We start from the raw sequence: 21,488 nt of genomic DNA on the forward strand, positions 1-21,488 counted from the left end.
ATTCGACCACTTCAAGATCCGCTCCGACGTCGCTGGCAGCAACGACAAGGGCAACGTCTTCCTCGCCCGCACCGACCTCGCTTTCTAATTCAGAACGCGGTGACGTGATGGCTTGGGGTTCCATGGGGTTGTGACCCAACACCAGGAACCCTGAGCTTGCGGTTTTCAGGAGCTTCGCTCCGGTTCGACGTTTCTCCATCCCGTCGCGCCGGAGCGTCCATATGCGCTCGTCCCTCGGGTGCGTCCCCTCTGGCGCTCTCCTGGCGACAGAGGTTCCTATGCACCGGGCGGTGATTCGTCACCGCCCGGTATTTTTCGTTTTGCAATCGGCTCTAACGGCCCGCCTTGTCCTTGTCCAGACGTTGCCCCAAACCGACGATCAGGCTGACGGCCATGCACATGGTCGCGGTCAAGGAGCGGAAGCCCTTGACCTGCGCATCCTCGACCGCAAGCGTCACCCCGGCCAACGGCATGATCGGGCTGAGGGTCCCGTCGGTGATGCCCAGCACGGGCACGCCGTTGTCGGCCGCCATGCGGCAGATCTCCACCGTGTCTTCCGAATAGGGTTTGAAGCTGATGGCGACCAGCAGGTCGCGGTCGGTGATGGCCTGCACCTGTTGGCGCAGCATGCCGCCCAACCCGTCGAGCAGCACGGTCCGCCGCCCCAATCGGCCCAAGGCGTAGCCGAGATAGGCCGCGACCGGAAAGGAGCGGCGCTGGCCCATCACATAGATGTGTTCAGCCCCCTCCAGCAGGTCCAGCGCGCGGTCCAGATCGGTGGCGGTCAATTCCTGGCGCAGATGCTCCAGCGCGTTGATGCCCGCATCGATGAAATGCTCAAGCACGCGCGAGGCGTCGGACAGAGCGGGGCCGCCGTCGGTCAGGGCGCGGATCCGCTCCTTGTAATTGGGCATGTTGTCGGTCAGACGGGTGCGGAAGACGCGTTGCATCTCCGTGAACCCGTCAAACCCCAGCGTCTTTGAAAAACGGATCAGGGCGGAGGGCTGCACCCCGGCCCGTTCGGCGATCTGCGCGACGGTTTCCAACGCCATATCGTTCGGGTTGGAGAGCGCGTATTCAGCGATCTGGCGCAAACGCGGGCTGAGGCTGTTCTGCCGTTGGGCGATGGCGGCTTGAAGAGCGGTGAAGCTCGTCGGCGCGTCGGTGTCTGGCTCCATGGGGCGGGACCGGCCTGTCGATGGGGCGCACGGCGGCGCAGAGGAACTTAGAATAAATGTTCCCACCACTGGAACCAAGCTTCACGTTGGTTGTCTCCCACCGGATGCAGGAGTCTTCGCCCCCTTGATGATTCTCGGGGGCCGCAAAGCTGTTGTGCCACACCAAGGCGTCGCGCCATCGCTCGACGCGCGTGCCTTGCTTGATCTCTCCAGAAGACCGAACGCGAAAGTCGGAGAACACCTTTGGCCCATGATCCACATTGGAAATGTGGAGAATGACGTCAGAAGTGCAAAGCTCAACAGCGCCTCTTCCTACAGGCGTCCTTCTCTTGCACAGCGTGGGAAGATAAAGGCGGTCTGAGGGCAATCAATGCCTTAACGGGGGCGACTGTCTGCCGTGACTGGGGCAAGCCTGCAATGGACAAGCATGACGTGCCCAAGATCCCCCAAATTTTTAGAACTGAAAAGAGAAGATGGTGCCCAGGGACGGAATTGAACCGCCGACACGGGGATTTTCAGTCCCCTGCTCTACCAACTGAGCTACCTGGGCATCGACGACCAGCGCCTTGTCTGATCGCTCAACAACGTTGCGATGGTGAGCAGCGTTGGCAAACGCGCTGTGGTGAACAGCGCCAGCTCTCGGCAACGAGAGGAATGGTGCCCAGGGACGGAATTGAACCGCCGACACGGGGATTTTCAGTCCCCTGCTCTACCAACTGAGCTACCTGGGCATCCGCCGCTTGGGTCAGGCGTTGAGGCCGTTGCCGCGCGTCGAGGGCCGCTTTGTAGGAAAATTCGCGGGGGCTGTCCAGAGGAAAAACGTCCGGTCCTTTGCTTTTTTTAGACACTCTCCCGCGACTCGCCGTCGTCGGATTCGTCAAGCGTTTCCGCGCTTTCCACACGATAGACCCCGCCCAGCCAGCGGCCCAGATCGACGTCGGCGCAGCGGTGGGAACAGAAGGGGCGCAAGGCCGGGTCGGTGGGGCGGCCACAGATCGGGCAGGACGATCCGGTGGCGGGCGACGTCGCGGCGGGCGGTTTGGCGGAAGCGCTCATGCAACACCTGTGATGGGAACGCCGGTGATGGGGGATGACAGCAACGCCGACAGGGCGCTGCCCCGGCGGGCGCGAGTCAGTTCGACCAACCCCAGTTTGGACATGCCATAGACCTGGGTTTGCAGCGGGTCGCTGTCCACCGCGCGGGTCAGCGCGGCCAGCACGCGGTCGGCGTCGCTGCGGGCGCGCAGGTTGACGAAATCGACGACGATGATGCCGCCGATGTTGCGCAGGCGCAGTTGCCGGGCGATTTCGGCGGCGGCGTCCAGATTGACGTCCAGCGGGTTGGCGCGGTCCCCGGCGTTCACGTCGATCACCGTCAGCGCTTCTGTTGGTTCGATGACCAGCGATCCGCCGCGCGGCAGGGCGACGCGGCGGTCGAGCAGATCGGCGATGGCGGTGTCGAGGTCGCGCTGATCGAACAGGCGACCGGGCGGTGTGTGCCGGGTGAGGCGGGGCGACAGCTCCGGCGCGCGTTCCTGAAACCAGGCGGCGACGCGGCGGTGCAAGGCCCCGCCGTCCAACGGGCCGCCATCCACGATCACGGCGTCGGGCGGGGTGGCCCCCAGTTCGATCACCGCGCGGGCGAAGGCGTCCGGGCCGGGGCAGAGCAGGCGGGGCGGGCCGGAGCTGACGGCCTGCGCCACCGCGCTCCACAGCGCGTGCAGCGCCATGGCGTCGCGTGACAGGCCCCCGTCGCTGGCCCCGGCGGCACCGGCGCGCAGAATCCAGCCACCCTGGAGCGAACCATTGGCGGGCGAATCGTTGGCGGGCAAACCAGCGGCGGACAGCAGCGCCCGCGCCCGGTCGGCCAGCGCGGCGCGTTCCGGTCCGGTCCCCAACCGTTTGGACACGGCCACATCAGGAGAAAAGGGGGTGTGAACCAGAAAGCGACCGGGCAGGGCGACGTCCATCGTCAGGGACGGCCCCTTGTCGCCGATGGCGTCGGCCTTGACCTGGACCAGGATGGATTGGCCGGTGCGCAGCAGCCCGCCGATGCGGTTGGGTCGCTTGGCCGGGCGGGAACCGTCGGGCTTGCGGGCGTCTCCGGCGACCAGCAGCCCGGTGACGCCGCCGAGATCGACGAACGCCCCCTCCAGGCTGTTGGCGATCCGCTCGACCCGGCCGAGAAAGACATGACCAAGCAGCGACGGGCGGTCGCTGCGGTCGATGTGGAGATCGGTCAAACGGTCGTCAACCAGAACCGCCGCCCGTGTGAACGGACCGTCCTGGTCGATCAGCAGAGCGATTCGGCTCATGTTGTCCTGCTGATCAGGGCAGGGGGAAGCCGTGGCCGGACAACAGCCCCGCCACCTCGTGCAACGGCAGGCCGACGACGTTGCTGTAGGAGCCGCCGATCCAGCGGATCAGGGCGGCGGCGCGGCCCTGGATGGCGTAACCGCCCGCCTTGCCCTGCCATTCGCCTGACGCGATGTAGGATTCGGTTTCCGCCTTCGACAGGCGTTTGAAGGTGACATCGGTGCGCACCAGCCGTTCGGAACGCTTGTGCCCGCCATCGGCGGTGGGCACCAGCAGAACAACGCCGCCATAAACACGGTGCCGACGCCCAGACAGCAAATCCAGGCATTGGCGAGCCTGGGTTTCGCTGTCGGCCTTGGGCAGGATGCGGCGACCGCAGGCGACCACCGTGTCAGCGGCGAGAATCCACGATCCGGGATGCCGCGCGGCGACACAGACCGCCTTTTCCCTGGCCAACCGAACGGCGTGCTGGGGTGGCAGTTCCTGCGGCAGGGGTGTTTCGTCCAGATCAGCCGGATCCACCGCGAACGGTGTCAAGCCAATCTGGCGCAACAGATCGAGCCGACGCGGCGAGGCGGACGCCAGGACGAGTCGGTGCTCCGTGGGGGTGCTCATCAGCGGAGGCAGGCGGGAGCGCGATTACTTGAACCGGAAGGTGATGCGGCCCTTGGACAGGTCGTACGGCGTCATTTCCACATTGACGCGGTCGCCCGCCAGAACACGAATCCGGTTCTTGCGCATCTTCCCAGACGTGTGCGCCAGAACCTCATGATCGTTGTCGAGCTTCACCCGGAACATCGCGTTCGGAAGCAATTCGACGACGGTCCCGGAAAACTCGATCAGATCTTCCTTAGCCATATGACCTTTTGTCCGTACGAAAAGTTTTGCGGCCCATAACTGCCGCCCCCACGCCGCCGGGTCAAGGGGTATTCCCAAAACCGACGCGTTCTGTTGTCACATGACTCGCGGGTCAGCCCTGCGCGACGGTTGCGCCGCTCCCGTTGGCGCCGTCGGGGCGCTCCACACTCTGGAACGGGCTGAAGGGCGATTGGTTGCTGCCGTCCAGCTTTTGCGCGGGTTCCGCCGCCTTGGAGATGGCGGCGAACATCTCCCGCTGGTCGATTTCCATGCGCCGGGTCAGGCGGGCGACGGTTTCCGAGGCGCTCAACGCCCGCCCGCTGCTGCGGTCGTGAAACAGGTTGTAATTGGCCTGGGCGGCGGCGGGCAGCAGCTCGGCGGCCACCGTGGTCGGGTTCGATTCGGCGTTCTTGATGAGCTTCGCGGCCCCGCCCACGCCCATCACATAGGCGATTCGGCTCTCGCTTTCGCTGACCGGGCGGCCCAGCTTCTTTTCCAGTTGCGCCCGCCCTTCCGACAGATAGCGGGCGGCCATCCCGGCGGACAGATCGACGTCGTGGCGCAGGTCCAGAATCTTTTGGCGGGTTTCCGGGTCGGCGACCGTGGCCACCCCGTTGCGCACCTGAATCTGGCTGGCCAACTCGCCCTGGCCATAGGCAGCCCCGTGGCGGCGGAACAGATCAAGCCACGTGCGTTCCAGGAACTGGAAGGGACCGGCGGCGCTGCTGCTGCTGTTCTTGGCCGCGCTGTTCAGGCCGCTTTCCTGCGTGGCCTGGGCCAGGATGGCGGTGAAGCTGTGGCCCGACAGCCCGGCCACCTGTTGGGAAGCCAGCAGGACCCGGTTGGCGGCGGGCGTGCCGGAGGTGGCGAGCGCGGTGGCGGCGTTGCTGCTTTTGGACAGGGGCGGTGCGTTGGGCTTGCGCGTGGGCAGAGGGACCAGCGTGCCGTCCGCCAACTCCATCGGGGCTTCGGGCTTGCTGGACGGCATCGGCGGCGGCTTTTGCCCGTTGGACAGGCGACCGCGCGGAACGGGCTGTGACTGCTCCATCACGTCCAGGAAGGACGGGGAATCGCCGTTGGCCGACGGGGGCGGGGGATCGGGTTTCCGCTCCGGCACGGGAACGAGAGAGGGCTGAGAAACCTTCATGAAGTCACCAACACCAACGACGCGCGCCCACCGGCTGGCGAGCCTTGAACCCCCACTATAACCGTGTTGTCAGCTCTGCGCCATCAACTGCGATTCCGGCGGATGGGTGGGACCGTTGTGGCGAGCTGTTGGTCCTTCCGGGGCGTCGCTGGTGGTCCAATGGGCGATGGCGTCCAGCAGCGCGGTCTTTTCCAGGGGTTTGGCGAGATGGCCATTCATCCCGGCGTCGGCGCAGCGCTCCACCTCCACCGCCAGCACACCGGCGGTCAGCGCCAGAATCGGGATGCGGGCGACCGGGCTGGGCAGGGCGCGGATGCGCCGCGCCGCCTCCAGCCCGTCCATCACCGGCATCTGGACATCCATCAGCACGATGTCATAGGGGTGCTCCTGCACCGCCGCAACCGCTGCGGCCCCATCGTTGACCGCATCGACCCGGTGCCCGGCCCGACTCAGGATGGCGATGGCCAGGTCGCGGTTCATCTCCAAATCCTCCGCGAGCAGGATGCGGCGGCTGGGGTGCGGAGCGGTCCCCGCCTGTTGCGGTGTCCCCTCCGCCTGGACCGCTGCGTGGCCCGCCGGGGGCAGCAGCAGGGTGAACCAGAATCGGCTTCCCTCCCCGGGCCTGCTGTCCATGCCGATGTCGCCGCCCATCAACTCCACCAGTCGGCGGGAGATCGCCAGCCCCAGCCCGGTGCCGCCACGTCCCCGCTCCACCTGGTTGAAGCGCTGGAACAGGTCGCGTTGACGCTCTTCGGGCACGCCGATGCCGGTGTCGGTCACGGTGAAGGTGCAGCGCCGTTCCCCCCGGTCGTCGTCGATCATTTTCACGGTCAACCGCACCGATCCACGATCGGTGAATTTCACGGCGTTGCCCAACAGATTGAGCAGGATTTGCCGCACCCGGTCGGGATCGCCCATGGCATAGCCGCGCGCGGTGGACGCGATGCTGGTGTGCAGAGCCAACCCCTTCTGTTCGGCGGTCAGGCGCACGATGGCCACACAGCGGTCAGCCAGATCGTCCACCCGAAACGGCACGCGGACCAGCTCCAGCCGCCCGGCCTCCAGCTTTGACAGGTCCAGCACGTCGTTGATGACGGTCAGCAGCGACCGCCCGGCGTCGCGCACCTGGGAGGCGTAGCGGCGCTGTTCGGCGGTCAAGGGGGTGTCGAGCAGCATGTCGGCGAAGCCAATCACCCCGTTCATCGGTGTGCGGATCTCGTGACTCATCGTCGCCAGGAACTCTTCCTTGGCGCAACTGGCCGCGCGGGCCTCCTCCATTGCGGCGCGCAACTCCTGTTCGCGTTGCTTCAGGCGCCGCGACATGTCGTTGAAGGCAAGCGCGACCACACGGAATTCTTCGGGCGCGTTGGCGGCCTCGATCTGTGCGCCGCCGCCGCCGGTGCCGATGCGCGTGGCGGTGTGACCCAATTCCAGGATCCAGCGCAGCACCGACGCGCGCAACAGCGCCCACAGCGCGGCGACGCTGACCAGAGCGGCCAAAGCCAGCAAAATCAGCCCCTGAATCAGATCGCGCTTTGTTTCGGCGAGAATCGGTTCGGTTGGGATGCCGACGGCGAAGATCGTGTTGGTTTCCGGTGAGTGGCGAAACCCCCACAATCGGCCCCGCCCGTCGGCGCTGGGCGCTTCGAAGGAACCGTTTTTCTCGTTCAGAATGCGCTGGATGTGCGGCAGGTTGCTGATGTCGCGGCCCAACCACCCTTCGGGATCCGGCTGGCGGGCGACGATCACGCCCTTGAGGTCCAGCGCCATCACCCGCGCGTCGGGTTGCTTGATGACCTTGACCAGATCGGTGAGCCAGGTGAGATCGACGCCGATCCCGATCACCCGGACGATCACGCCATTTTCCAGAATCGGGCGGGCGACGATGATCAGCGGCTTCAGCGAGCGCTTGCCGATGATGAAATCGCTCACCACCACATCCTTGGTGTCGAGCACCCGCTGAAAATACGCCCGGTCGCGCAGCGTCATGCCGGCACCGGGGCCGGACGTGTCGCAGATCAGGGCACCATCCGCGTCGGCCAACCAGACGCCCGTTGTCCAGCGGTGCTGGCGCGGCATCGGGGCGAGCACATCAACGCAGGCGTCAATGGAGTCAAAGGTGGCGTTGCGGATCGCCGGAACCATCGACAGCACGCCCAGCAGGTTCCGCGCTTCGCCGATCAGGTCGCGCTGACGTTCCACCCCGTCGTCGGTCAGGTGCTGTGCCAGTTCGGCGGCGGCGTCCATCCGGTCTTCAAGCTGTTGGTCGAAAACATACAAGGCCCCGAGGATCGGCAGCGCCAGCGAAGCCAGCACAACCCCCATCAGACGGGCGCGCAGGCTGCGCGGGCCAAGGGCGTGAAGCAGGCGGGACAACAGACCGGCGGGCATGGTCGGTGGCACTCCGTCGGGGCGATTGGGCGGTGATCGCGCAAGGCTGGACGAACGCCCGCCACCGCGCCATGACACAGCTCAATACCATTACAACGCATGATTTGGAAACGATGCACGCAAAAAAATGTCCGGCAGAACCGGACGGGGAAGGGCTGAAAACACAGACAATCAGACGCTTGGGCCGCGCGACAAGGGGAAGCGCTGTTTGACCTTGGTCAGCAGCCCATCGCGGACCTGCCGGTAGGCGTCGAGCATGGCGTCGCGCGAGCCATCGACCAGGGTCGGGTCGAAGGTGTTCCAGAACTCCACGTCGCAGGCCATCGTCCGGGTCATTTCGATGGCGCGGTGCTGCGCCTCCGGCGACAGCGAAACGATCAGGTCGAAGCTGGTGTCCTCCAGATCCTCGAAGGTGCGGCAGCGGTGCTTGGACAGGTCGATGCCCATCTCCTCCATCACCGCGACGGCGAAGGGATCGACCTCCTCGCCCTGGCGGACGCCGACGGAATCGATGAACACGCGGGTCCCGTGGAAATGGCGCATCAACGCCGCCGCCATCGGCGAACGGATCATGTTGTAGGTGCAGGCAAACAATACGCTCGTGACCGGAAGGCTCGGGATTCCTGCCATGACCATGCGCCGCCCGTCCCCGTCAGCCGCGTATGTGAAGAACGCAGATCAGCGTGAAGAGCCGCCGCGCCGTTTGAAGGTCCATCTCCACCTTGCCGGACAGGCGGTCGCGCAGCATCTCCGATCCCTCGTTGTGCAGGCCGCGCCGGCCCATGTCGATGGCCTCGATCTGCGAGGGGGTGGAGCGTTTGATCGCCGCGTAATAGCTTTCGCAGATCAGGAAGTAATCCTTCACGATGGAGCGGAAGCCGGTGACGGGCAGGGTCAGCTTGTCGATGTCGCTGTTGTCCTCCCGCCGGATGTCGAAGATCAGACGGTTGTCTTCGATCGACAGATGCAGGTGATAGGGACCGGAATCGGCGTGGTCGCAGGGGTAGAACTCGTTCTCCTCCAGCAGGTCGAAGATGGCGACGGCGCGTTCGTGCTCCACCTCCGGCTTGCGGCGGACGACGGTCTTTTCATCCAGCGTCACATGGGAAATGCGGCGGTTGCTCCGTGCGCTCACGCGGTCCCTCCCTTGGTTAAGGCGTCGCTCCCGGTCGGCAGCCGCAGCGCGACCGACAGGGCGTGGGCGTCCAGCCCCTCCGCCCGCGCCAGCGTGACGGCGGCGGGGCCGATGGCGCGCAGGCTGTCGGCGTCGCAGCCGACGAAGGTCGTCCGCTTCATGAAATCCAGCACGTTCAGGCCGGAGGAGAAACGGGCGCTGCGCGCGGTCGGCAGGACGTGGTTCGGCCCGGCGACGTAATCGCCGATGGCCTCCGGGGTGTAACGGCCCAGGAAGATCGCCCCGGCGTTGCGCACGCGGGCGGCCAGCGCGTCGGGATCGGCGACCGCCAATTCCAGATGCTCCGGGGCCAGCCGGTCCACCAGGGCGGGCGCGTCGGCCAGCAGGTCGCCGACCAGGATGATCGCCCCATGCTCCCGCCAGCTTTCCCCGGCGATGGCGGTGCGCGGCAGGGTTTCCAGATGGCGGTCCACGGCGGCGGCCACCGCGTCGGCAAAGGCCGCGTCGTCGGTGATGAGGATGGATTGCGCCGAGGTGTCGTGTTCGGCCTGCGACAGCAGATCCATGGCGATCCAGGCCGGATCGTTATCGCGGTCGGCCACCACCAGGATTTCCGACGGCCCGGCGATGCTGTCGATGCCGACCAGCCCGTACACCTGCCGCTTGGCGGCGGCGACGAAGGCGTTGCCGGGGCCGACGATCTTGTCCACCGGGCGGATGGTCGCCGTGCCGTGGGCCAGGGCGGCCACCGCCTGCGCCCCGCCGACGCGGTACAGCTCGGTGATGCCGCAGCGCTTGGCGGCGGCCAGCACCAGCGGGTTGATGATCCCATCGGGCGTCGGGACCACCATGACGACGCGCTCCACCCCGGCCACCTTGGCGGGCAGGGCGTTCATCAGCACCGAGGAGGGGTAGGAGGCGGTTCCCCCCGGCACATAGAGGCCGACGGCCCCGACCGGCGTCCAGCGCGCGCCCAACCGCACGCCCTGGGCGTCGCGGTAATCCACCACCTCCGGCACCTGCCGCCGGTGGAAATCCTCGATCCGCGCGGCGGCCAGATCCAGCGCGTCGAGCGTGGCCGGGTCGCATTGGGCGGTCGCCGCGTCGATTTCCGCCTGGGCGATCCGCAGGGTGTCGCGCGTCAGCGTCTGGCGGTCCCACCGGGCGGTGAATTCGATCAGCGCGTCGTCGCCGCGCGTGCGCACGGCGTCGATCACCCCGGCGACCAGGGTCTGCACATCCTCGCTCACCTCGCGCTTGGCGTGCAGCAGCCCGTCGAATCCGGCGGCGAAGTCGGCGTTGCGGATATCAAGCCTGATGGGCATTGACGGCCTCCCGGAAGGTGTCGATCCACTGCGCGATTTCCGGCCGCGTCTTGAAGGCGGCGCGGTTGACGATGAGACGGGACGAAACGTTGGCGATGTGCTCCACCTGCTCCAGCCCGTTGGCCTTCAGCGTCGATCCGGTGGAAACCAGATCGACGATCAGGCGGCACAGGCCCAGCGTGGGGGCCAGCTCCATCGCGCCGTTCAGTTTGACGCATTCGGCCTGGACGCCGCGTGCGGCGAAATGGCGCTTCGTCACCTCCGGGTATTTGGTGGCGACGCGCACATGGCTCCACCGGCTGGGGTCGTCGCTGGCGATCATCTCCGCCGGTTCGGCGACCGCCAGATGGCATTTGCCGATGCCGAGATCGAGCGGCGAATAGATCTCCGGGTAATCGAATTCCATCAGCACGTCGTTGCCCGCCACCCCCAGATGGGCGGCCCCAAAGGCGACGAAGGTCGCCACGTCGAACGAGCGCACGCGGATGATGCTGAGATTCGGGATGTTCGTCGCGAAATGGAGAAGGCGGCTTTTGTCGTCGTCAAAGGCGGGTTCGGGGACGATGCCGGCCAGCGTAAGCAGCGGGCGCAGCTCCTTCAGGATTCGCCCCTTGGGCAAGGCCAGGACCAGACGGTCGGCGACGGGCACGTCGTGGGCCGGAGTCCTCAGGGCGCTGGTATCGGCGGACAAAACTCTCTCCCTCGGATGAACCGCCGGCGCGCGGGCGAGCGCACCGGGTGAACCGCAGAGGCGATAGATAGCACATTCCGCGCGCGCGTCACCTCCTGGTGTCGGTGCGGCGCGTCATACAATTTCACTTTAATTTCATGTTCAAACAATGTTTCTACATTTTGTGTGAAAAAAGATCGTTGACAGAATGCCGAGTAATTAGGTAGATAAAAGCCATCGGGCCGCTCCACCGGGCGACCCGCGCGGCAATTTGAAGACAGCAGCTTGCGCCGCGTCACCAAACGCTAAAGCGCCACGATGCCGGTCGTGGTCCTCTTGCTCTGGAGAGACCGGATATGATGACCCTGACGACGACGATCCACCCGCTTCCCACCCCGCCGACCGGTTGCGACGCCCGAATGTGTTGTTGCTGATCGCAACCCCCATTCCTTCGTTCCGCACACCGTCATTGCCGCCCACGCCGCAGACCCGAACGCGCCGGTCGCCGTGGGCAGAGGAGCCATCGTCATGAGCAACACCAACGCCTTTGCCATCGAAGTCCAGGGCCATTCCGCCGGGATCGTCGTCGCCGACCGTGGCGGCTACACCTTCTTCGTGTCGGATTGGGCCTTCCGCGATCTCGACCGCCGCGTCTTCCGCAACGTCGGGCAGGCCGAACGCGCCGCCCAACAGCATTTCAGCCGTCTGGCCCAGAACCGCCGCCGCTGATCGGCGGACGCCGATCCCATGTCGCGCGGATCGGCGGACGCCGATCCCAGGCCGCCTTCCAAGACATCCAGAGGAATCCTGTCGTGAAACGCATTCTGTTGACGGCGGCTGTGGCCGTCGGCCTGCTGTCCGCCCTGTCCTCCGCCGCCTTTGCCGCGCCGCTCAAGCTTGGGGTGTCCGCCGGTCCCTATGGCGAAATCCTGGAATTCACCGCCACGCTGGCGGCCAAGGAGGGCATCGAGGCCAAGGTGATCGAGTTCACCGACTGGAACATGCCCAACGCCGCCCTTCAGGCGGGTGACATCGACGCCAACAACTTTCAGCACCAACCCTTTCTGGACAACCAGATCAAGCAGCGCGGCTACGACATCGTGCCGGTTGCCAAGAGCATCGTCGTGCCGATGGGTGTCTACGCGAAAAAGGCCAAGGCGCTGACCGATCTGCCCGCCGGGGCGACGGTGTCGCTGCCCAACGACCCGACCAACGGCGCGCGCGCCCTGTTCCTGCTGGCCAAGGCCGGGTTGATCGGGCTGAAGGATGGAGCCGGGCTGAACACCACCATCGCCGACGTCACCCACAACCCGAAAAACATCAAGTTCGTGGAGTTGGACGCCGCGCAGTTGCCGCGCTCGCTCGACGATGTCGATGCGTCGGTCATCACCCTCAACTACGCCGTGCTGGCCAAGCTGGATCCCAAGGCGGCGCTGGTGCTGGAAGACGATCAATCCCGCTGGAATCTGGTGTGGGCGGTGCGCAAGGATCGCATAGAAGACCCGACGATCAAGCGCTTCATTGCGCTGTATCGTTCGCCCGAAGTGCGGCAGTTTATCAGCACGCGCTTCAACGGCACCATCATTCCGACGTGGTGAAAGGGGCTGGGGGAGGCGTGACCTCCCCTTTGCCGATGTGATGATGATTACGCTGACCAATTTGCAGAAGACCTACCCGTCCCGTGGGGCGGGCGCGCCGGTCCAGGCGCTGTCCGACATTGACCTGACCGTGGCGCGGGGCGAGATTTTTGGCATCATCGGGCGGTCCGGGGCCGGAAAATCCACGCTGCTGCGCACCATCAACCTGCTGGAAAGCCCGACCTCGGGCAGCGTCCAGGTGGATGGGGTGGAGATCACCGCGCTGTCGGCGCGGGAATTGCGGGACACCCGCCATTCCATCGGCATGATCTTCCAGCATTTCAACCTGTTGTCCTCGCGCACCGTGTTCGACAACGTCGCGCTGCCTCTGGAACTGGCCGGGGTGGACAAGGCGACGATCCGGCAGACGGTGGAACCGCTGCTCGACCTCGTCGGTCTGGCCGACAAGCGCGACCGCTACCCGGCGGAGCTGTCGGGCGGGCAGAAGCAGCGCGTCGGCATCGCCCGCGCGCTGGCCAGCAAGCCCAAGGTTCTGTTGTCGGACGAGGCGACCTCCGCGCTCGACCCCGAAACCACCACGCAGATCCTGCATCTGCTGGCCGACATCAACCGGCGCTTGGGCCTGACCATTGTCCTCATCACCCACGAGATCGGCGTCATCAAGGAGATTTGCCACAAGGTCGCGGTGATGGAGGCCGGGCGGATCATCGAACAGGGGCCGGTGTTCGACATCTTCGCCCACCCCAGCCACCCGACGACGCGCAGCTTCATCGATCCGGTCATCAACCGGGGCATTCCCGACGGCCTGCGCGCGCGGCTGTCGCCCACGCCGCAGCCGGGCAGCAACCCGGTGCTGCGCATCACCTTCACCGGGGAAAAGGCGACCAGCCCGGTCATCAGCGCCATCAGCCGCAAGCTCAATCTCGATCTGAACATCTGGCACGGCCAGATCGACGAGATCCAGGGCGCGCCCTTCGGCACGCTGGTGGTGGAGGCGCTGGGCGACGCCACCGCCGTAGAGGCCGCCATCAGCCTGTTGCACGTCAATCATCTGGGTGTCGAGGTTCTGGGCCATGCTGTCCCCGCAAATCATTGATCTGCTGATCAAGGCGCTGATCGACACGCTGCACATGGTGGCGGTGTCGGGGGCCATCGGCACGCTGATCGGCCTGCCCATCGGGGTGGCGCTGGCCGTCACCGGGCGGGGCGAGCTGCTGCAAAATCTGCTGTTCAACCGGATCGTCGGCGCGGTGGTCAACATGACCCGCTCCACCCCCTTCATCATTCTGGTGGTGGCGATCATCCCGTTCACCCGCCTGATCGCCGGGACCTCCATCGGCACCGGTGCCGCCATCGTGCCGCTGACGGTGGCCGCCGCGCCCTTCATCGCCCGCATCGTCGAAAACGCCATCCGCGAGGTGGATCGCGGCCTGATCGAAGCGGCCCAGGCCATGGGGGCAACGCCGCTGCAAATCGTCACCAAGGTGCTGCTGCCCGAGGCGCTGCCCGCCATCGTCATGGGTCTGACCCTGTCGGCGGTCAGCCTGATCGGCTATTCGGCCATGGTCGGGGCGGTCGGCGGCGGTGGGCTGGGCGATCTGGGCATCCGTTATGGCTATCAGCGCTTCCTGCCGGAAGTGATGCTGGCCGTGGTTTTGGTGCTGATCGTGCTGGTGCAGATCGTGCAATCGTCGGGCGACTGGATCGCCCGCCGCGTCAACAAACGTCATTTGAAAGTCTGAGGAGAGTTCGTGATGCTGCGTATCCGTTCGCTGTCGGCCCTGCTGGCCGGTGTGGCCGCCGTTGCCGTGGCCGTTGTCGCCCCGATGGGTGCCTCGGCGGAAAGCCTGAAGGTCGGCGTCACCCCCGGTCCGCACGCCCAGATCCTGGAGGTGGTGAAGCCCATCGCCGCCAAGGACGGGCTGGATCTCCAGGTCCTGGAATTCTCCGACTATGTGATCCCCAATCAGGCGCTGTCCCAGGGCGATCTGGACGTCAACTCCTTCCAGCATCAACCCTATCTGGACAACCAGTCCAAGGATCGCGGGTACGAGATCGTCAGCGTCGCCAAGACGGTGGTGTTCCCGATCGGCATCTATTCCAAGAGGGTCAAGAGCCTGGACGAGCTGACCACCGGGGCCAAGGTCGCCATCCCCAACGATCCGACCAACGGCGGCCGCGTGCTGCTGCTGTTGCAGGCCAAGGGGCTGATCAAGCTGAAGGACGGCGGCACGCTGAAGGCCTCGCCCATCGACATCGTCGAGAATCCGAAGAAGCTGCAAATCGTCGAGTTGGACGCGGCGCAACTGCCGCGTTCGCTGGACGACGTGACGGCGGCGGCGATCAACACCAACTACGCCATCGAAGCGGGCATGGATCCGGTCAAGGACGCCATCGCGCGCGAAGCGGCGGAAAGCCCCTACGCCAACATCATCGCCGTCCGCAAGGCCGACAAGGACAAGCCGTGGGTGGCCAAGCTGGTCAAGGCCTACCAGACCCCCGAGGTGAAGGAGTTCATCCTCACCAAGTTCAAGAACGCGGTCGTTCCCGCTTGGTAAAATCGGTGCTCATCGCCTGAGTCAGGGCACGCCCGGCGGCGACCAGCGCGTCGTCGAGCGTGCCGTTTGGCGGTGGGGTGAACAGCCGCATCGTCGGGTACCAGGGGCGCACGCCGGTTCCCAGCGCTGTCCATTCGCCACCGGGGCCGACGCGCCACACCGGCACGCCCAGCGCCCCGGCCATTTCCGCCACCGATGTTCCGGCGGAGATCACCAGATCCAGGGCGCTGGTCAGCGCCGCCGCCCCGTCCAGATCGGTCAGCAAATCCAGGTCCGGGCGCAGGATGCGCACGCCGAAACGGGCTTCGGCCTCGGCCAATTCGGCCTCGCACTCATCATATTGCAGATTGACCAGACGCAGGCCGGGCAGGGTCAGAATCGGCCCCCAGCGGTCGAGCGTGGTGTAGTTCGCCGCCCGCTCCGCGTTCATGAAACGGCTGCGCCAGCACAAGCCGACGGTCAACGCGTCGGCTGGGAAGCGCGCGCGCCAGCGCTCCACCGCCGCCGGATCGGCGCGCAGCCAGCCCGCGCGCGCGGGAAAATCGCTCAAGCGCGGGCGCAGGTGGCGCGGCAGTGAGCCTGCCGCGATGTGGGCGTCGGCGTCCTGCGGATCCTCGGTCGCCGCGCGCACCAGGGCGGTGGGGAAAGAGCGGGCGAACAGGGGAAGGAGCCGGGCGTCGGCCTCGATCACCACCCGCCCGGTCCGCGCGATCAGGTCGGGGAAACAGGCGCTGTGCATCAGCTCGTCACCCACCCCCTGCTCACGCCAGACCAGCAGGGTTTTGCCCGCCGGATCGCCGCCGTCCCAGGCCGGGATGCGGAAACGGCGGTCGGGCAGGGCCTGACCGGAGGCAAAGCGCGCCTCCAACCCGGCCCAGCCGGTCGCCAGATCCCCGCGCGCCAAGGCGGCATACCCCCGGTTGAAGGCGGCGAGCGTCAGCGATGGATCGGTCGCCAGCGCGTGGCGAAAGGCGGCGTCGGCCTCCACCGCGCGCCCGGCGGCGTGCAGGGCGTTGCCAAGATTGTAACGCCAGTCGGCCCGCTGCGGCGACAGGGCCAGCGCCCGTGCCCAGCCCTTCAACGCGCCATCCAAACGGCGTTGGCGTTGGCGCAGGTCGGCCAGCCCGGCCCAGCCGGTGGGCGATCCGGGATCAAGCAGCAGCGCCCGCCACCAGATCAGCCCGGCGCGGTCGGTGTCGCCCGCCTGCTCCAACGCCAAGGCCAGATTGGCCAGCGTCCGCCCATCCTCGGGCCGTGGGCGCAGGGCGGCGCGCAGGGCGTCCGCCGCCTCCCCCGCCCGGTCCAGCGCCAGCAGGGCGACGCCGAGGTTGGAGAGCGCTTCCGGGTAGCCGGAGCGCAGGGACAGCGCGCGGCGGGCGGCGCGGGCGGCGTCGGCGGGCAACACCCCCGTCGCCAGCCCGTTCCAAGCCTCCGGGATCGCCGGGTCGAGCGCCAGCGCGGTGCGCAGGGCGCGGTCGTCCTCCTGCCCCGCCGCGCGGCGGGCCAACCCCAGATTGGTCCACAGCCCGGCGTGGCCGGGGGCGTGGCGCAGGGCGTCGCGGGAGGCGTCCGCCGCCCCCGCCGGGTCGCCCAGCGCCAGCCGCAAGGCTCCCAGGCTGCCCAGCGCCTCCGAATCCGTCGGGTCGAGGGCGGCGGCGGCCTGCCAGTCGGCGGCGGCCTCCGCCCATTGGCCCAACTCCTGGCGCGCGAGGGCACGGCGCTTGTGGCGCTGGGCGGTCGGCGCGGCGGCGATGGCGCGGGTCAACAGCGTGTCGGCGATGTCGGGCCGTCCGGCCTGCCGACCCAACCAGCCATAGCCCTCCAGCGCCTCGGCGTTTTCCGCATCCAGCTCCAGCGCGCGTTGATAGGCCTTTTCGGCCTCCGGCCACGCCCCGCCCTCGTGGTGGCGGCGGGCTTCGGCCAGAGCCGCCGTCAGGGCGGGCAGGGGAATGACCAGCGGGCCGGACAGGCGGCGCAGCTCGGCGGCCATCCGCGCCAGCAGGTCCGGCAGCCCCTCGCCCGGTTGCGGAGTCCACAGCCGTTGGCTGGGAAACCAGGGGCGGACGCGGGTGCCGAGCGCGGTCCAGTCGCCCGCCGTGCCAAAGCGCCAGCTCGGGATCCCCAACGCCCCGGCCATCTCGCCGACCGAGCTGGCGACGGTGATGACCAAATCCAGATTGGCGGTCAGCGCCGCCGCTGTCTCCAGATCCTGTTTCAGGTCGGCGTCGGGCCAGCGGTGCAGGCGCACGCCGTGGGCGGCCTCGGCCCGCGCGATCTCCTCCTCCCGCCCGTCATATTGCAGGGACACCAGGGTCAGGCCGGGCATGGCGAACAGCGGCGGCCAGTCGGCGAGCGTGGTGTAGGCGCGCTTGCGCTCCCCCGTCACCTTCTGGCTGGTCCAGGCGATGCCGACGCGCAGCCCCGGCCCCAGCGCCGCCAGCCGGTCGGCCCACAGGGCCACCCGCGCCGGGTCGGGGCGCAGCCACCCGGCGCGCGGGGGAAAATCGGCCAGCGACCGGCGCAAGCGACCGGGCAGGGATCCCATGGCGATGTGACGATCCAGATCGGTCGGGTCGGCGGTGGGCGCGCGCACCCGCAGGCCGGGCAGGGAACGGGTGAACAGCGGGACCAGACGCGGGTCGCATTCAACGGTCCAATCCCCGCCGAGTGCCGCCAATTCGGGCAGCAGCCCGCCGAACATCAGCTCGTCGCCCAAGCCCTGCTCGCGCCAGACCAGCAGGCGCAGCCCGGCCGGGTCCTCGCCCCGCCATTCCGGCACGGCAAAGGCGCGGCCCCCCTGCACCCGGCGGGAGGCAAAGCGGGCCTCGTACAGCGCCTGCCCCTCCGCCAGATCGCCGAGCGACAGCCGCCGCAGCGCCAGATTCCAGCGGGCGAGCGGGGAGGTTGGATCGGCGCGCAGGGCGGCGCGGTAGAGCGCCTCGGCCTCGTCCGCCCGGCCTTGCGCCTCGCGCAGCAGGGCGGTGTTGACCAGGGTTTCGGAATCGTCGGGCGCGAGCCGCCGGGCTTCCGTCTGGGCGTCCTCGGCCTCGCCCAGCCGCCCGGCTTCCTTCAGCACGACGCCGAGGCTGGTGTGGGCCAGCGGGTTGCCGGGGTCGAGCCGCAGGGCGTGGCGCAAGGCGTCCTCCGCCCCGGCCAGATCGTCGGCGGCGTGCCGGGCGGTGCCGAGATTGAGCCACGCCTCCGCGTAATCGCCGCGCAGATCCAGGGCGCGGCGGTAATGGGCGATGGCGTCGTCGAGGAATCCGCGCTCCTGCAGGGCGCTGCCCAGGCTGTTGTGCGCCTCCGGGTACGCCTCGCGCCGGGCCAGCGCGCGGCGGTAGGCGGCCTCCGCCGCGTCCAGTTGCCCCAGCGCGTGCAGGGCAAGGCCATGGTTGGCGTGATACTCGGCCACGCCGTCGCGCCGTTCCACCGCCAGCCCGATCAGGCGCGCGGCCTCGCCATGATGGCCGCATTGGTGGGCCAGCACCCCCAGCAGATGCAGGGCGTCGGGTTGGTCCGGGTCGGTCGCCAGCACCGCGCGATAGCCCTGTTCCGCGCCCGCCAGATCACCCGCCCGATGACGGGCGAGCGCGTCGGCCAGCGGGGCGGCGGAAGGGGCGGGGGCGGTCATGGCGTGGTGAGGCTCCGGTGGGATCGGCGCATCGGCATAGCACGCTTTCGCCCCACAGCGCGCGGCCCGTCAGCGCGTGGCCCCGTCAGCGCGTGGTTGCGCGGAGCGGGAGGGCGGTTTCGTATTTGATTTCCTTCAGCGCGAAGTTGGAGCGGATGCGCACCTGGAAGGGCAGGTGGAACACGAACTCCTCAAGGAAACGGTTGTAATCGGCGATCTCGCCCACCGCCACGCGCAGCAGATAATCGGCGTCGCCCGACACGGCGTAGCATTCCAGCACTTCCGCCCGCTTGCGCACCGCCTCGATGAAGATGGCGGCGGTTTCGGCGGAGTGGCGTTCCAGGGTGACATGGGCGAACACGCATTCGCCCACCGCCGCCGCCTTGGGATCGACCAGCGCGGTGTAACGGCGGATGACGCCGGTTTCCTCCAGCGAGCGCAGCCGCCGCCAGCAGGAGGAGGCGGAGAGCGCCACCCGGTCGGCCAGCTCCTGCACCGTCAGGCGGGAATCCTCCTGCAGGGCGTTGAGGATTTTGACGTCGATCTCCGAAAGGGAGGAGGCCATCGGGTAAATTTTCCGTCATTCGCCAATCAGTCGGAAAATCATACCAAAAATGCCGGATTCGGGCGAGAGGATTGACAGCTCTTTTCACCAACAATCCGGCATGCTGAGGACATGACGCGCCGCCACCCGCGCGGCCCCCTCACACCATTCGGAGACGCGACCATGGCCGATTTGTGGGACAACCCGATGCAGACCGACGGGTTCGAATTCATTGAATTCACCGCCCCGGACACCGAAGCTCTGGGCCGTCTGTTCGAACAGATGGGCTTCACCGCCATCGCCCGCCATCGGTCGAAGAACGTCACGCTGTACCGCCAGGGCGACGTCAATTTCATCATCAACGCCGAACAGTCGGGTTTCCCGCGCAACTTCGCCGCGCTGCACGGCCCCAGCATCTGCGCCATCGCGTTCCGCGTGGGCGACGCGGCGGCGGCCTACCGCCGGGCGCTGGATCTGGGCGCGTGGGGCGTGGAAACCCGCGCCGGGGCGATGGAACTGAACATCCCGGCGATCAAGGGCATCGGCGATTCGCTGATTTATCTGGTGGACCGCTACGGCGCGCGCGGCAACATCTATGACATTGATTTCGTGCCGCTGCCCGGCGTTGACCAGCACCCGGCCGGGGCCGGTCTGACCTACATCGACCATCTCACCCACAACGTCCACACCGGGCGGATGGAGGAGTGGGCCGATTTCTACACCCGCCTGTTCGGCTTCCGCGAGGTTCGTTACTTCGACATCGAAGGCAAGCTGACCGGCCTGCGGTCCAAGGCGATGACCAGCCCCTGCGGCAAGATCCGCATTCCGATCAACGAATCCTCCGACGACAAGTCGCAGATCGTCGAATATCTGCGCGATTACAAGGGCGAGGGCATCCAGCACGTCGCCCTTGGCACCGACGACATCATCCACACGGTGGAGTTCCTGCGCGGCTTCGGCACGCCGTTCCAGGACACGTTGGACACCTATTACGATCAGGTTGACGCGCGGGTCCCCGGCCATGGCCAGGATCTGGACCGCCTGCGCAAAAACCGCATTCTTGTCGATGGCGCGCCGACGCAGGGCCAAGGGCTGCTGTTGCAGATCTTCACCCAGACCGTCATCGGCCCGATCTTCTTCGAATTCATTCAGCGCAAGGGCAATGAGGGCTTTGGCGAGGGCAATTTCAAGGCCCTGTTCGAATCCATTGAACTCGACCAAATCCGCCGGGGCGTGCTGAAGGCGGACGCGGCCTGACACGAACACGACTGCGCATGGTCGTCACTTCCCAGGCCGGGGCGGCAACGCCCCGGTCTTTTTTTGCGCAACGGATTGGTGCCCGGATTTTTGCGATCAGAGCGCGCGGATCTGCATCTTGATCGGCCCTTCGGCCCGGCCATGCACGAATTGATCGACATAGGGGTTGCCGGACTGGTCGATGTCGCTGGCGTGGCCGGTCCAGATGATCTGGCCCTGATAGATCATGGCGATGCGGTCGGCGATCTTGCGGGCGGACGCCATGTCGTGGGTGATGGTGACGGCGGTCGCCCCCAGATCCTTCACGCACTGCACGATCAGCTCGTTGATGACGTCGGCCATGATCGGGTCCAACCCGGTGGTCGGCTCGTCAAAAAAGATGATCTCCGGCTCGTCGGCGATGGCGCGGGCCAGACCGACGCGCTTCTGCATGCCGCCCGACAGCTCCGACGGCGACAGCTCTCCCACATCCGGGGTCAGGCCGACGGCCCCCAGCTTGGCAATCGCGATTTCCTTGGCCTGGGCGCGGGGCATGTGTTCCCCCTGCATCAGACCGAAGGCGACGTTTTCCCACACGGTCAGGCTGTCGAACAGGGCGGCCCCCTGGAACAGCATGCCGAATTTGTGCAGCATCTTTTCCCGCTCGCGCGGGCGCAGGGCCGTGGTTTCCTGCCCATCGACGCGGATGGAGCCGGAATCGGGCTGCAACAGGCCGAGGATGCATTTCAGCATCACCGATTTGCCGGTGCCCGACCCGCCGATGACGACCAGCGATTCGCCCTTGCCGACCTGAAGGTCGATGCCGTTCAGCACCTTTTTCGGGCCGAAACGCTTGGTGACGCCGGACAGGGCGATTTTCGGGGTGGCGGGGGACAGCATG

At 67.1% G+C, this 21,488-nt stretch carries 20 protein-coding genes and 2 tRNA genes; 6 read left to right on the top strand and 16 right to left on the bottom strand.

Going from position 1 to position 21,488, the window contains the following annotated elements:
- Nucleotides 1-332: 332 nt before the first annotated feature.
- The 13 genes from EJ903_RS20520 to hisG all read right to left on the bottom strand — a co-directional run bounded on the left by EJ903_RS20520 (nucleotide 333) and on the right by hisG (nucleotide 11,041).
- Nucleotides 333-1,178 (bottom strand): MurR/RpiR family transcriptional regulator, encoded by an 846-nt coding sequence (locus tag EJ903_RS20520; RefSeq protein WP_126618948.1) that lies wholly within the window; start codon nucleotides 1,176-1,178, stop codon nucleotides 333-335.
- Nucleotides 1,179-1,652: 474 nt separating this feature from the next.
- A tRNA-Phe gene (locus tag EJ903_RS20525) sits at nucleotides 1,653-1,728 on the bottom strand.
- A gap of 105 nt (nucleotides 1,729-1,833) precedes the next feature.
- Nucleotides 1,834-1,909, bottom strand: a tRNA-Phe gene (locus EJ903_RS20530).
- 109 nt (nucleotides 1,910-2,018) lie between these two features.
- Entirely contained in the window at nucleotides 2,019-2,234 is a 216-nt protein-coding gene (locus EJ903_RS20535; RefSeq protein ID WP_126618950.1) for a DNA gyrase inhibitor YacG, read from the bottom strand.
- Nucleotides 2,231-3,493 (bottom strand): ribonuclease E/G, encoded by a 1,263-nt coding sequence (locus tag EJ903_RS20540; protein WP_126618952.1) that lies wholly within the window; start codon nucleotides 3,491-3,493, stop codon nucleotides 2,231-2,233. The genes EJ903_RS20535 and EJ903_RS20540 overlap by 4 nt, the downstream gene beginning before the upstream one ends.
- A 13-nt stretch (nucleotides 3,494-3,506) precedes the next feature.
- On the bottom strand, nucleotides 3,507-4,109 hold the full coding sequence (locus tag EJ903_RS20545; protein ID WP_126618954.1) for a Maf family protein: 603 nt from the start codon (nucleotides 4,107-4,109) through the stop codon (nucleotides 3,507-3,509).
- A 24-nt stretch (nucleotides 4,110-4,133) separates the two neighbouring features.
- Nucleotides 4,134-4,352 (bottom strand): translation initiation factor IF-1, encoded by a 219-nt coding sequence (gene infA, locus EJ903_RS20550; protein WP_126618956.1) that lies wholly within the window; start codon nucleotides 4,350-4,352, stop codon nucleotides 4,134-4,136.
- 112 nt (nucleotides 4,353-4,464) lie between these two features.
- Nucleotides 4,465-5,499, bottom strand: a complete 1,035-nt coding sequence (locus tag EJ903_RS20555; protein ID WP_126618958.1) for a lytic transglycosylase domain-containing protein — start codon at nucleotides 5,497-5,499, stop codon at nucleotides 4,465-4,467.
- A gap of 69 nt (nucleotides 5,500-5,568) precedes the next feature.
- On the bottom strand, nucleotides 5,569-7,890 hold the full coding sequence (locus EJ903_RS20560; RefSeq protein WP_126618960.1) for a hybrid sensor histidine kinase/response regulator: 2,322 nt from the start codon (nucleotides 7,888-7,890) through the stop codon (nucleotides 5,569-5,571).
- Nucleotides 7,891-8,061: 171 nt separating this feature from the next.
- Nucleotides 8,062-8,520: an arsenate-mycothiol transferase ArsC gene (locus EJ903_RS20565; protein ID WP_126618962.1), complete on the bottom strand. Its 459-nt coding sequence runs from the start codon at nucleotides 8,518-8,520 to the stop codon at nucleotides 8,062-8,064.
- 22 nt (nucleotides 8,521-8,542) lie between these two features.
- Nucleotides 8,543-9,025 carry a UPF0262 family protein gene (locus EJ903_RS20570; protein WP_126618963.1) on the bottom strand — a complete coding sequence of 161 codons (483 nt, stop codon included), beginning with the start codon at nucleotides 9,023-9,025 and terminating at the stop codon, nucleotides 8,543-8,545.
- Nucleotides 9,022-10,350, bottom strand: a complete 1,329-nt coding sequence (gene hisD / locus EJ903_RS20575) for a histidinol dehydrogenase (protein ID WP_126618965.1) — start codon at nucleotides 10,348-10,350, stop codon at nucleotides 9,022-9,024. Before hisD ends, EJ903_RS20570 begins: the two co-directional genes overlap by 4 nt.
- Entirely contained in the window at nucleotides 10,334-11,041 is a 708-nt protein-coding gene (gene hisG, locus EJ903_RS20580; RefSeq protein ID WP_377007781.1) for an ATP phosphoribosyltransferase, read from the bottom strand. The genes hisD and hisG overlap by 17 nt, the downstream gene beginning before the upstream one ends.
- 507 nt (nucleotides 11,042-11,548) lie before the next feature.
- Here hisG and EJ903_RS20585 point away from each other — a divergent pair.
- From EJ903_RS20585 to EJ903_RS20605, 5 genes are all read left to right on the top strand, one after another.
- Nucleotides 11,549-11,749 (top strand): hypothetical protein, encoded by a 201-nt coding sequence (locus EJ903_RS20585; protein ID WP_126618967.1) that lies wholly within the window; start codon nucleotides 11,549-11,551, stop codon nucleotides 11,747-11,749.
- A gap of 83 nt (nucleotides 11,750-11,832) precedes the next feature.
- The gene (locus EJ903_RS20590) at nucleotides 11,833-12,618 is read left to right on the top strand and encodes a MetQ/NlpA family ABC transporter substrate-binding protein (RefSeq protein ID WP_126618968.1); all 786 of its coding nucleotides are present in this window, start codon (nucleotides 11,833-11,835) and stop codon (nucleotides 12,616-12,618) included.
- Between the two features lie 43 nt (nucleotides 12,619-12,661).
- Nucleotides 12,662-13,714, top strand: coding sequence for a methionine ABC transporter ATP-binding protein (locus EJ903_RS20595; protein WP_126619093.1), 1,053 nt, complete (start codon nucleotides 12,662-12,664; stop codon nucleotides 13,712-13,714).
- The gene (locus tag EJ903_RS20600) at nucleotides 13,692-14,360 is read left to right on the top strand and encodes a methionine ABC transporter permease (RefSeq protein ID WP_210211496.1); all 669 of its coding nucleotides are present in this window, start codon (nucleotides 13,692-13,694) and stop codon (nucleotides 14,358-14,360) included. Before EJ903_RS20595 ends, EJ903_RS20600 begins: the two co-directional genes overlap by 23 nt.
- A 12-nt stretch (nucleotides 14,361-14,372) precedes the next feature.
- Nucleotides 14,373-15,176 carry a MetQ/NlpA family ABC transporter substrate-binding protein gene (locus EJ903_RS20605; RefSeq protein WP_126618970.1) on the top strand — a complete coding sequence of 268 codons (804 nt, stop codon included), beginning with the start codon at nucleotides 14,373-14,375 and terminating at the stop codon, nucleotides 15,174-15,176.
- Here the strand turns inward: EJ903_RS20605 and EJ903_RS20610 are convergent.
- A complete protein-coding gene (locus tag EJ903_RS20610) occupies nucleotides 15,148-18,807 on the bottom strand; it encodes a tetratricopeptide repeat protein (protein WP_126618972.1) in 3,660 nt (1,219 codons plus the stop codon). The genes EJ903_RS20605 and EJ903_RS20610 overlap by 29 nt on opposite strands.
- Before the next feature lie 85 nt (nucleotides 18,808-18,892).
- Entirely contained in the window at nucleotides 18,893-19,372 is a 480-nt protein-coding gene (locus EJ903_RS20615) for an Lrp/AsnC family transcriptional regulator (RefSeq protein WP_126618974.1), read from the bottom strand.
- 162 nt (nucleotides 19,373-19,534) lie between these two features.
- Here EJ903_RS20615 and hppD point away from each other — a divergent pair, with 162 nt between their 5' ends.
- Nucleotides 19,535-20,608: a 4-hydroxyphenylpyruvate dioxygenase gene (hppD, locus tag EJ903_RS20620; protein ID WP_126618976.1), complete on the top strand. Its 1,074-nt coding sequence runs from the start codon at nucleotides 19,535-19,537 to the stop codon at nucleotides 20,606-20,608.
- A gap of 96 nt (nucleotides 20,609-20,704) precedes the next feature.
- Here hppD and EJ903_RS20625 read toward each other — a convergent pair whose 3' ends face one another.
- Nucleotides 20,705-21,487 (bottom strand): ABC transporter ATP-binding protein, encoded by a 783-nt coding sequence (locus EJ903_RS20625; RefSeq protein WP_126618978.1) that lies wholly within the window; start codon nucleotides 21,485-21,487, stop codon nucleotides 20,705-20,707.
- Nucleotide 21,488 lies beyond the last annotated feature (1 nt).

The sequence above is a fragment of the Azospirillum griseum genome, assembly GCF_003966125.1.
GTDB classification, from domain to species: Bacteria; Pseudomonadota; Alphaproteobacteria; order Azospirillales; family Azospirillaceae; genus Azospirillum; species Azospirillum griseum.